Source organism: Flagellimonas alginilytica (genome assembly GCF_042134605.1).
GTDB classification, from domain to species: Bacteria; Bacteroidota; Bacteroidia; order Flavobacteriales; family Flavobacteriaceae; genus Flagellimonas; species Flagellimonas alginolytica.
The window spans coordinates 1,244,908-1,257,262 of sequence record NZ_CP169638.1 but is presented as its reverse complement, the minus strand read 5'-3'; the positions used below and the strand labels follow the sequence as shown (position 1 = coordinate 1,257,262).

The 12,355-nt window shown below is 41.7% G+C and carries 8 protein-coding genes; 7 read left to right on the top strand and 1 reads right to left on the bottom strand.

Features of this window, described 5'->3' with window-relative positions; all coding sequences use genetic code 11:
• Positions 1-251: 251 nt before the first annotated feature.
• From ABTP35_RS05525 to ABTP35_RS05500, 6 genes are all read left to right on the top strand, one after another.
• A complete protein-coding gene (locus tag ABTP35_RS05525; RefSeq protein ID WP_293298539.1) occupies positions 252-1,034 on the top strand; it encodes a DUF3108 domain-containing protein in 783 nt (260 codons plus the stop codon).
• A 12-nt stretch (positions 1,035-1,046) separates the two neighbouring features.
• Positions 1,047-2,021, top strand: coding sequence for a tryptophan 2,3-dioxygenase family protein (locus ABTP35_RS05520; protein ID WP_252080813.1), 975 nt, complete (start codon positions 1,047-1,049; stop codon positions 2,019-2,021).
• A 2-nt stretch (positions 2,022-2,023) separates the two neighbouring features.
• On the top strand, positions 2,024-3,307 hold the full coding sequence (locus ABTP35_RS05515) for a peptidoglycan DD-metalloendopeptidase family protein (protein ID WP_252080812.1): 1,284 nt from the start codon (positions 2,024-2,026) through the stop codon (positions 3,305-3,307).
• Positions 3,307-4,941, top strand: coding sequence for a glucose-6-phosphate isomerase (pgi, locus tag ABTP35_RS05510; protein WP_293298544.1), 1,635 nt, complete (start codon positions 3,307-3,309; stop codon positions 4,939-4,941). Before ABTP35_RS05515 ends, pgi begins: the two co-directional genes overlap by 1 nt.
• 172 nt (positions 4,942-5,113) lie before the next feature.
• Positions 5,114-7,795 carry a TonB-dependent receptor domain-containing protein gene (locus tag ABTP35_RS05505; protein WP_293298546.1) on the top strand — a complete coding sequence of 894 codons (2,682 nt, stop codon included), beginning with the start codon at positions 5,114-5,116 and terminating at the stop codon, positions 7,793-7,795.
• 93 nt (positions 7,796-7,888) lie between these two features.
• Positions 7,889-8,326, top strand: a complete 438-nt coding sequence (locus ABTP35_RS05500; RefSeq protein WP_293298549.1) for a hypothetical protein — start codon at positions 7,889-7,891, stop codon at positions 8,324-8,326.
• A gap of 153 nt (positions 8,327-8,479) precedes the next feature.
• On the opposite strand, the gene ABTP35_RS05495 is transcribed toward ABTP35_RS05500, so the two are convergent.
• Entirely contained in the window at positions 8,480-9,517 is a 1,038-nt protein-coding gene (locus ABTP35_RS05495) for an endonuclease/exonuclease/phosphatase family protein (RefSeq protein WP_293298551.1), read from the bottom strand.
• A gap of 101 nt (positions 9,518-9,618) precedes the next feature.
• Between ABTP35_RS05495 and ABTP35_RS05490 the strand changes: the two genes are divergently transcribed.
• Positions 9,619-12,354: a TonB-dependent receptor gene (locus ABTP35_RS05490; protein ID WP_293298554.1), complete on the top strand. Its 2,736-nt coding sequence runs from the start codon at positions 9,619-9,621 to the stop codon at positions 12,352-12,354.
• Position 12,355 lies beyond the last annotated feature (1 nt).

Sequence of the window (12,355 nt, the reverse complement as noted above, 5' to 3'; positions counted from 1 at the left end):
TTAAAGTCCGTTAAAAACACTTTTTCCTACAAAATGCTGCCGTATCTTTACACCCACATAAGGGGTGGTTCCCTTATAACTTTAAGTATTGGTTTTTCATAATTTAAAGTTTGGTTGGTTATTTAGGAAAAGCCCAGTCTCGAGACTGGGCTTTTTTTGTTATACTATTTTGGAATAAGTTTTGTTTAAGTATATGTAAAACAGCATAACCCCTAAAGCTATTTTACTAATTTTATATCAATTAATTGTTTATGAAAAAGATACTGACGCCCTTACTATTGCTCATAATGGCAATATCGGCAAATGGGCAAGAACCCAGGCCAGCTTTTAAACCAGGGGAATGGCTCAAGTTTAGGATACACTACGGGTTCCTGAATGCGAGTTATGCAACAATGCACCTAACTACCAATACGTTGAACGGGGTTCCTGTGTACCACGTGGTCGGCAGGGGAAAAACAACGGGTTTTGCCAGTATATTTTTTAAGGTGGACGACACCTACGAAAGCTATTTTGATATTGATCATGGGAAACCCTACAAGTTTATCCGTAAGATTGATGAAGGTGGCTATACCAAGGATATCGAGATCGATTTTGATTACAAGGAGGACAAGGCCATACTCAAAGACAATAAGAACGGCACTAAAATGAATATTCCCATCCATGATCAAATACAGGATTTGATATCTGCCTCATATTTTTTAAGGAGCAATTACAATTTGGAAGAATTCGAGATCGGGGATGCCATAAACCTGGATATGTTGTTTGATGATGATGGGGTGTTCAAGTTTCAATTAAAATATTTGGGAAAAGAAATACTCAGAACCAAGTTTGGAAAGGTGGAATGTCTTAAATTTAGGCCATTGGTTCAGTCCGGACGTGTTTTTAAAGAAAAAGAGAGTCTCACTCTTTGGGTATCAAACGATTGGAACAAAATTCCTATCAGGATCAAGGCGGATTTGGCCGTAGGCTCGCTCAAAGCGGATTTGGATGGCTACAACGGTTTAAAGAACCAGTTTAAAATAATAATGAAATAGTAGTAGGCATTAATGGACAAGAATGCAAAAATCGCTTCCCAGATAAACAAGCTAGAAGAAAAGTTCAAAAATTCGGGCCAAGACCTGAGTTCGTACTTGGACGGCCTGCTCTATCAAAAATACCTCACCTATTGGGATTACATTCATTTGGACACCCTGCTCAGTCTACAGGTGCCCAGAACGCATTTTCCCGACGAGGAAATCTTCATTATGTACCACCAGATCACGGAACTTTATTTTAAACTTATTCTTCATGAGCAAAAGCAAATTGTAGAGGACAGGTCACAGGATGTACTTTTTTTTACCGAAAAGGCACGGCGAATAAACAGTTATTTCAAAGCACTCATCTCTTCATTCAGTATAATGATCAAAGGGATGGAGCGGGAGCAGTTCCTGAGATATCGGATGGCCTTGTTGCCAGCAAGTGGATTTCAGTCCGCACAGTATAGGATGATAGAGTTCTACGCCACACCATTGGAAAATTTGGTACATTCCACGCAAAGGGACACATTCTCATCAGAAAATACCATTGAAGAATTGTTTGAGCAGGTATACTGGAAAAAAGGGGCCACCGATTTGGCCACTGGGGAGAAAACACTCACCCTAAAACAGTTTGAGGTGCGATATACCCCACGACTTTTACGAATTGCCAACGCGGTAAAGAACAGTACTATTTATCATAAATATCTGCAATTGCCCGAGGTATCGCGGAACAATGAAGAATTGATCTCTGCGTTAAAGGAGTTGGATATGAACGCCAACGTTAATTGGCCGTTAATGCACATGGGCTCGGCCCATAGATATTTGGCCAAGGAAGGCAAGGATGTAGAGGCCACGGGAGGGACAAATTGGAAAGAGTATTTGCCCCCTAGTTTTCAGAAAATAATATTTTTCCCAACTTTGTACTCAGATTATGAACTGGATACGTGGGGTAAACAATGGGTGGATCATATTTTTAACCCAGCAAACGTAGAATACAAGGAATAGAAATGCATAGAATTATTGGGGCAATGTTGACACTTATGGTTGTATTGGTGTCATGCAAAGAAACAAGAGAACCATTGGAAGAGGTGGCAACGGTTGAAACTATTGTGAAACCACCGGTCTTGCATTATGGTTTTGATCTTAAAGAATTTAAAGTAGTCCACGATACCGTTCGCAGAGGGGACAGTTTTGGGGAGCTAATGCTCAAAAACAAAGTGGACTATCCAAAGATTGCCACTATATCAGAAAATTTTAGGGACACCTTCGACGTGCGCAAAATACAGGTTGGTAAACCCTACGTTATCTTAAAATCGAAAGATACTTCGGAAGTGGCCGAAGTTTTTATATATCAGAACGATAAGATCAATTATACTGTTGTAGACCTTCGGGATACGGCTGTGGCCTACAAGAACAAAAAGGAGGTGACCTTAAGGGAAAGAGAGGTAGGTGGAGTTATAACCAGTAGTTTATCGGAAGCTATGGACAACTTGGGGGTAGATTACGGTGTTACCATCGGTCTATCAGAAATTTATGCGTGGACCATTGACTTTTTTAGACTGGAAAAAGGCGATAAATTTAAAGTGATTTTTGATGAACGCTATATCAACGATACGGTTTACGCGGGCCGTGGCCCCATAAAAGCGGCGCTTTTTGAACACAAAGGCCGTGAAGTCTATGCCTTCCCATACGTAGCGGATACGGTAAACAATATTTTGGATTATTACGATCAGGAAGCCAATAACTTAAGAAGCACTTTTTTAAGGGCGCCGATAAAATTTGGATATAGGCTTTCCTCAAGATATAACTTAAAGCGTAGAATCGCTTACTATGGTTATAAAGTTAGGCCCCATAAAGGAACAGATTATGCCGCACCGGTAGGTACGCCAATTGTGGCAACTGCCGACGGTACCGTAACGGAATCCACTCGAAGAGGGGGCAACGGAAAATATGTTAAAATAAAGCATAACGGGACCTATAGCACACAATACCTCCACATGAAAGCCCAAAAAGTAAAAAAGGGCGAGTTTGTCCGACAAGGCGATGTTATTGGATGGGTGGGCATGACCGGTAATACGGGTGGCCCCCATGTTTGTTATCGTTTTTGGAAAAATGGCAGACAGGTGGATCCCTTAAAAGAGAAACTTCCCGCGGCAGAACCTATAGCGGATTCGTTGCGTACGGATTATCTGGCACATATTTCACCATTAAAAGAACAATTGGATTGCATAGAATATGCCGATCCATCACCTTTCGAATCTGAAGAAACCCTAATATCATATAACCAGTAATGGCACTACCCACAATCAACCCTACTGCTACCAACGCCTGGAAAAAACTTCAACAGCATTATCAAGAAACCAAAGAAGTACATTTAAGGGAACTGTTTTCGGAAGAAGGACGTGGAAAAAAACTTTCCATTCAATGGAACGATTTTTTGGTGGACTATTCTAAAAATAGGATCTCCGATAAAACCTTGGAGTTGTTGTTGCAACTGGCCGAGGAAGTCGGTTTAAAAGATAGTTTAAAAAGTTATTTCCAAGGAGAGCTTATCAACCAGACCGAAGGGCGTGCCGTATTGCATACCGCTTTGCGGGCAAAAAAAGGCGAGGAGATTTATGTTGATGGAGTAAACATTGTAGATGAGGTTTTTGAGGTAAAGGATAAAATAAAATCCTTTTCCGATGCGGTAATTTCCGGTGAACGAAAAGGGCATACAGGTAAACCCTTTACAGATGTGGTGAACATTGGTATTGGAGGTTCGGATTTGGGGCCTGTAATGGTAACCGAGGCACTCAAGTTTTATCAAAACGACCTTAAGATCCATTTTGTAAGTAATGTGGATGGTGATTTGGTGCACGAAGTGTTAAAGGAACTTGATCCAGAGACCACACTATTTGTGATTGTATCCAAATCGTTTACCACTCAAGAAACCTTGAGCAACGCCCTGACCATAAAAAGATGGTTTCTACAAAACGCTAAGGAAAAAGACGTGGCCGATCATTTTGTTGCCGTGTCGACCAATCTGGAAAAGATACAAGAGTTCGGTATTGCCGATGAGAACGTATTTCCCATGTGGGATTGGGTCGGGGGCAGGTTTTCCCTTTGGAGTGCCGTAGGTTTGTCTATTGCCCTTTCCGTGGGTTACGAGAATTTTGAGCAGCTTTTAACCGGGGCCAACGAAATGGATGTTCATTTTAAGGAAACACCGTTCAAGGATAATATCCCCGTTGTGCTGGCACTGATCAGTGTTTGGTACAACAATTTTTATGGTGCGGAGACCGAAGCCGTTATTCCCTACACCCAATATCTTCACCGTTTTTCGGCATACTTGCAGCAAGGGATTATGGAAAGCAACGGAAAAAGTATGGATAGGTCGGGCAATCGGGTAGGTCACGAAACCGGCACAATAATATGGGGAGAACCGGGAACCAACTCACAACATGCTTTTTTCCAGCTGATACATCAAGGCACCAAACTGATTCCGACCGATTTTATCGGTTTCAAGAATTCGTTGCACGGTGATGTGGACCATCATAATAAATTAATGGCCAACTTTTTTGCGCAGACCGAAGCTCTGATGAACGGGAAAACATCGGATGAGGTTAAGCAAGAATTGGAGACGCAGGGTCTCTCGGGGGAAAAAGTCCAAGAACTGCTTCCTTTTAAAATATTTGAGGGCAATAAACCCACAAATACCATTTTAATAGATAAGCTTACGCCAAAAAGTTTGGGTGCCCTAGTGGCCCTGTACGAACACAAGATATTTGTACAAGGGGTAATTTGGAACATATTCAGTTATGATCAATGGGGTGTTGAATTGGGCAAGCAATTGGCAAAAAATATTTTATCCGACATAGAAAATTCAACAATCGGCAAACACGACAGCTCTACACTGAACCTTTTGCATTATTTTAAGGGGTAGATCGTCATCTTCTCAAATAGTTGTGAAAACCGTAAATAATTGTTTGTCAGGGATTTTTGTTTGTTAATTTAGTGTTAATTATATTTGATCGATTTTAACTTTGGCTTAATGGGTGTAATCCAAAAATGGATCACATTTGCAGGGCTAATAAAACACTTAAACACTGAATTAAATGAAAAGATTCTACTTGGCTATTGCGGCTATTTTTGTTTCAGCAATGGCATTTGCACAAGGAACTCTTACTGGAACGGTTGTCGACGGGGATTTAGGCGGACCGTTACCAGGAGCAACTGTAATGGTTAAAGGTACCAGGACAGGAACATCTACCGATTTCGACGGTAACTTTACTTTGGAAGTAAACCAAAGCTCGGGAACATTGATTGTATCTTATATAGGATTTGTTTCCAAATCAATTCCTTTCTCTTCTTCTGGTAGCTTAGGAACTATTTCGCTAATGCCCGATGCAGAAGAACTCGGTGAGGTTGTTGTTGTAGGTACCGGAATTATTGACCTTGCAACAGATAGACAGACTCCGATTGCAGTGTCTTCCGTGCCAATTAAAACAATTCAAGAAAAAATAGGTACGCAAGACGTTACCATGACCTTGGTAAACACACCATCTGTGTATGTATCTGGTCAGTCAGGAGGTTTTGGTGATACCGACATGAGGGTGAGAGGATTTGAGCAAGATAACACTGCTTTCCTTTTGAACGGTCAGCCAATTAACGGAATGGAAGACGGTAAAATGTACTGGTCCAACTGGTCAGGAATCAATGATATTGCTTCTGGTATCCAGATTCAAAGAGGTTTGGGATCTTCAAAATTGGCTATCTCCTCAGTAGGAGGTACCGTAAACTTTGTGACCAAGGCCACTGAGATGGACGAAGGTGGATTTGGTTATGCAACTGTTGCCAACAATAACTATATCAAAACATCTGCTGGATACAATACAGGTATTTCAGATAAAGGATGGGGTATGAGTGTTATGTTGTCTCACTGGCAAGGTGATGGTTACAACGAAGGTAACTTTGGAGAAGGACAAACGTATTTTATTTCTGTTGGTTACAGACCAAGTGCTTCACATAACTTCAACTTTTTGCTAACTGGTGCTCCTCAGTTCCACGATCAAAACTTTACCAAGCCAATTTCAGATTATTTGGAGTATGGTAGAAGATATAACAACAACTGGGGTACATACAATGGTCAATACTTGACCGAAAGAAGAAACTTTTATCACAAGCCTGTGGCCAACCTTAACTGGGACTGGACTATTAGCGAAACAGCTAACCTTTCCACAGTACTTTATGCCTCTTGGGGTAATGGAGGTGGAACAGGAAACCGTGGTGACCGTATCAGAACGGCCGAAGGGCGAATTGACTATGATGCAATCTACGCATTCAACCAAAGTGTGCCCAATGGTGAAGGAGGATATTTCGCCGCAGGAGGTGGTTATGTTACCCGTGCATCCATGAACTTGCACAACTGGTACGGATTGATTTCAAACTTTGAAAAACAGTTAAGTGATAATTTAACTTGGAATGTAGGTTTCGATTTAAGAACATACTACGGTAAACACTTTAGGGTAGTTTCAGATTTCCACGGATTGGATTCTTGGCAAGAGAACATTCGTCTGATCGACCAAAACAACAACCACGAATCTTATGGTACCTTTGGTACATACAAGCAGGTGATAGCTACTGAATCCTTCAGACCATCTGGATGGGCAGCTGCCTTTAATTCTTATCCTGAAGATCAAAAAATTGCTTATAGCAACGATGAGCGCATCTCTTACGGTGGATTGTTCACACAATTGGAATACGCTACGGACACATTCTCTACCTTCTTCCAAGGTTCTATTTCCAATCAGTACCACCAGAGATTTGATTTCTATCAATATGCTGATGAAGCTTTGATCAATGGGACGTCATCTCAATGGACAGGAGAGCCATTACCAGCAGATATTGAGCCAGGTACGGATTCTGAAAAAGTGAACAACTTCGGGTACAATGCCAAGGCAGGATTTAGCTACACGCCAACATCCCAACATAGTTTCTACGCAAACGCAGGATATTATAACCGTCAGCCATATCACGATAACATTTACTTGAACTTTACCAACCAAGTAAATCCATTGACCGAGAACGAGAAAATTCTTGGTTTGGAAGCTGGTTATGGTTTTTCAAGCGCTATGTTCTCTGCCAATATAAACTTGTACAGAACCTCTTGGAAAGACAGGGTGGTTACAAGCTCCGACGTTGTTGACGATGTAGTTACATTCGAAACAAACTTTGGGACAGAACAATTGCATACCGGTGCTGAATTGGATTTTAAATTTAGACCAATGCCAGGTCTTTCCATCAATGGATTTGCATCTATTGGAGACTGGAAATACCAAGGTAGTGCAGTAACACAAGTTACCGATGAGGAAAGAAATGTCCTAAGTACTGAAACTGTTGATTATGACGGTGGAAAAGTAGGTGGTGCGGCCCAAACTTCTGGTGGTCTTGGTTTCTCTTATAGAATTAACGATATGTTCGCTGTTGATTCTGACTGGAGATATTACGGAGATCTTTATTCCGATGTAGGTGCTGTTAAGGATAACTTGAAATTACCTGCATATAGCTTAATGGATGCCGGTGCAACTTTTAGTGTTCCTCTTGGCGCAAACAAAACAAAGCAATTGAAAATAAGAGCCAACGTTAATAACCTATTGAATCACATTTATATTTCTCGCTTAACAACAAATAATCCTGTTGAAGCTGGCGATGAAACTTATAAGGGTATCAACGTTTCCAACCAAGGTTACTTTGGATGGGGTAGAACTTGGAACGTTACTTTGCGTTACGATTTCTAATAAACTCTTTTCATAATATTAAAAGCCCCTTGTTTTGCAAGGGGCTTTTTTTATCTCCAAAATTCCGTATTTTTAGGAGCTCAAACTATACCTATGGAAATCATTAAAAACCTACACTCTTATTTGGCCTACGTGGTTTTGGCCGTTTTGGTAATCGCAGTGGTCAATGCCATTGCCGGCTGGTTGGGCAAAAAGGACTTTACTATGCAAAAGGACCTTCGTGTAAGCCTATTTGCACTAATACTGAGCCACATTCAGCTATTGGTCGGACTTTTATTGTACTTTACCTCAACAAACGGTCTTAAGGCCATACAGACCTTGGGTATGAGCGGGCTTAACGCTCCTGCGCGCTTATTGGCGGTAGAGCATCCGTTCATTAATATTATTGCATTGGTGTTGATTACTATGGGGTGGTCCCGTCACAAAAAGTTGATGGAAAGCGTTAGAAAGTTCAAAACCATATCCATTTTTTACGGATTGGGCCTATTGTTGATTTTGAGCCGTATCCCTTGGGGGCAGTGGTTTGCTTAAAAATGTTATGATGTCATTGCTAAAGTAGGAATCTACAAGGCATGTGAAATATTTTGTCACCTTGAGCACAGTCGAAAAGTGCTCAAAACATTCGGTTGTGGTTTATCCTGGGCGAAGCCGAAGGACACGATGTAACAGTTAACAGGAAATCCATCACCGTACCTCCTTCAACAAAAACAAATACGCAGGAAAGTGGTCGCTGTATCCAGCCGTGTAGGTGCCGCCAGAGTATGTGCGCCAAGGATAACCCTTGAACCTTCCTTTGTCGGTTCGGATGAATTCTGGCGCAAAGATACCAGCTTTCCAGAATGTGAGCCTAGTTCGGTCTTCGGTCACCAAATTGGATGTAAAAAACATTTGGTCGAACAAGTTCCATTTATCTCGATATGCTAAAGAGCCAACGCCTTTCTTAAACATGGCCTCCATCGGATTGTAAAGGCCCAAACTATCCAATTGGTCTTTTTTGACTTTTGTTTTCAGTATTTTTTTCAAACTGTCATCAATGGGGTCATCGTTTAGGTCTCCCATGGCAATAATTTTAGCATCCAAATCCAATTTTTGAATGGAATCTATGATGCGCTTATTGAGCAAGGCCGCCCGTACCCGAAACGGCTGGCTTTTGGCGGCACCACCCCTTCGGGAGGGCCAATGGTTCACAATAAAATAGACTTCTTCTTGATCCATGGTGCCGCCGACCACCAACTGATCACGGGTATATTCCCGTTCCCCCATGTCATCAAACAACAAAAGCCTATGACTTTTGAACGACGATGGAATAAAGGAAGCCTTTTTGTAAAGTAGGGCAACATCAATTCCACGTCCATCGGGCGAATCAAAATGAATGATGCCATAATCCTTTTCCCGCAAGTTGGGATGTTGCACCAAATCTTCAAGCACATCCAGATTTTCAACCTCGCAGAGACCAATAATATCCGGAGATGTTTTGGACGTCTCATAACCAATTTTGGAAATGACCTTGGATAGGTTTTCCACCTTTTTCAAGTAGCGCTCTTCTGTCCAGTTGTACCGTCCTTCCGGGGTGCGGTCGTCATCAAAAGTAAGGGAGTCGTTTACCGTATCGAACAGGTTTTCACAGTTGTAAAAAGCAATTGTTCTTAAGGTGTAAGCCTTGGACTTTTGTCCATACAGTGAGGTCGATATTAATACAAGTAGGCATATTAATAATCGCATTTTATTTTGATTTTGTAGCTAAAATATGTAGAATTGTTCGCTTTTCCGCAGTTTGTACAGCAATTACAACCCCTTTTTTCTTAATTAACCTACAATACGCTATGAGGCTAGCCATAGTAGTGGCCGTGCTTTGTTGTTGTGAATTGCTGTATGCACAACATAGTACTCGAATTACAGGACAATTAATGGAAAAGGGTTCGGATGTGCCCATTTCCAATGCTATAATTACATTGGAAAACACTTCACAAGAATTTGAGACAAACAAGAACGGAGCCTTTGAAATTACCTTGTCCAAATCCGGAGAGCAAATGCTCCGTATTTCCGCTTTGGATTTTATATCGAAGCGATTTTCGGTCTATTTGGAAGGAAACCCGATTGATTTAGGGCTGATTTATCTCGAACGGGATATTGCCCACGAGCAAACGGATAATTTGATTTCGCTTACCGATGGCGACCTGTCCGATGATGCTGAAACCGTTTCCACTTCCATGGGATTGTTGCAATCTACACGCGACATTTTCTTGAACCGTGCCGCTTTTGATTTTGGTCAAGCATTTTTTAAGGTACGAGGTTACGATTCCAGAAATGGACAAGTGCTAATTAATGGTATTCCAGTGAATAAATTTTTTGATGGGAGGCCGCAATGGAACAATTGGGGCGGACTTAATGATGCGGTACGAAATCAAGAATTTACCAATGGTCTAACATTCGATCCCTATACATTTGGGGGCATTTTGGGAAATACCAATATCAACACCCGGCCCTCTGTTATGCGTCCAGGCCTACGCTTATCTTCATCAGCTTCCAATCGTACCTATCGCGGTAGACTTATGACCACTTATAACTCAGGAGAAAAACCGAGGGGATTGGCTTATTCGGTATCCGTTTCGCGGCGGTGGGCCAAAGAGGGGTTTGTAGAAGGTACGTTGTACGATGCTTATTCAGTTTTTGGAGCAATAGAGTACCAGTTCAACCCACAAAATAGCATCACATTTACCTCAATTTTGGCACGTAACCGGCGCGGACGTTCTTCAGCCTTAACGGAGGAGGTTTTTGATTTGAGGGGCAACCAGTACAATCCGTATTGGGGAAAACAGGATGGAAAAATCAGGAATTCTAGGGAACGAGAGGTTTTTGAACCGTTATTTCTCTTGAACTATGCATTGGATAAGAATAAAATCGATTGGAATATTGGACTTGCCTATCAAACGGGGATCAATTCCAGAAGCAGACTTGGCTATTACAATGCGCCGAATCCCGACCCGACCTACTATCGCTATTTGCCCAGCTACCACATCAACAGTTCCATTGGAGCGGACTTTATAAATGCCAACTTGGCAAGAGAAGCCTTTTTGGAGAACCCGCAATTGGATTGGGGACAACTCTACACGGCTAACAGTAACAATGGAGAAAAAGCAGCTTACCTGCTTTATGATGATATTGCTCACAACACAACTATTTCTGCAGCCACTAGCTTCAATTATACATTGAGCGATTTCATTAAACTGGGATTTGGTGGAAATTTTAGATCCACATCATCAGAAAATTATGCAGAGATTCAAGATCTGTTGGGTGCCAGTTATCATGAGGATATGGATACCTTTTCCAGTACATTGAACCATGTCGATGGAGAATTACAGAAAACTGAAGGTGAAAAATTCAATTACCATTACAATTTAGATGCCTCGCAGTTGGAAGGATTTGCACAGGTGAAACTTAATGCCAAAAAGTGGAATGGATTTGCTTCCGCCTCGTACTCCAATTTTAATGTGCAGCGTAACGGATTCTTTAAAAACGAGCGCTATTTGGAAAATTCCTTTGGAACGGGCGAGAAAATAGCATTTTCCAATTTGGCCTACAAAGGAGGATTTACCTATTTCTTAACGGGGAGGCATTGGTTTGCTGCAAATGCAGCCATGGTGGAACGGTCACCTATTGTTCAAAATATATTCATCAACCCAAGGGAAAACAACGAAATAGTTCCTGAGCTTCAGAAAGAGTTGGTAAGCAGTGTGGATTTGAGCTATTTTGTGCGCTTGCCACGCTTAACAGGACGAATCAGTGCGTTTTACACAAGATTCCAGCATACCACGGATATCAATTTCTTTTTTGTGGATTCAGGACTCGGTTCCGATTTTGTACAGGAGGTGATCACGGGATTGGATAGGCTACATAAAGGCATTGAGTTTGGCTTCGAGTACGAGGCATCATCTACGGTAAAATTGACCGCTGCCGGAAATTTGGGGCATTATGTGTACGCTAGCGACCCATCTGTCCAAATCAATTTTGATACTGCAGGTGCTGAGGAAGACCTGATAGCGCCAGAAGGAAATATTGACTTGGGCGTTGCCACCCTTAAAGACCTAAAATTGGCCCAGGGACCCCAGACGGCATTTGCGCTGGGAGTTTCCTACAGAGCTCCAAAGTATTGGTGGATAAGCGGAACCACCAATTTTCTCACCAATAATTACATCAATCTGTCTACAATTACCAGAACTGCAAGTTTTTTAATAGACCCGGAAACCGGTGAAACCTTTTCCGATGCTACGGAGGAAAATGTAGCCAAATTGCTAAAGCAAAATAAGCTTGATGATATCTATTTGCTCAATCTGGTCGGAGGTAAATCTTGGCTTATTGATGGAAAGTACATCAGCTTTTTTGCCAGCATCAACAATGTTTTTGATACAGTCTTCCGAACTGGCGGTTACGAACAGAGCCGGAACGGAAATTTTGGTCAGTTGAAACAAGACAATCAAAGCGGCTCTCCCTCTTTTGCACCCAAATATTGGTACAGTTACGGGAGGACCTATTTCTTGAACTTGGCCATTAGCTTTTAAA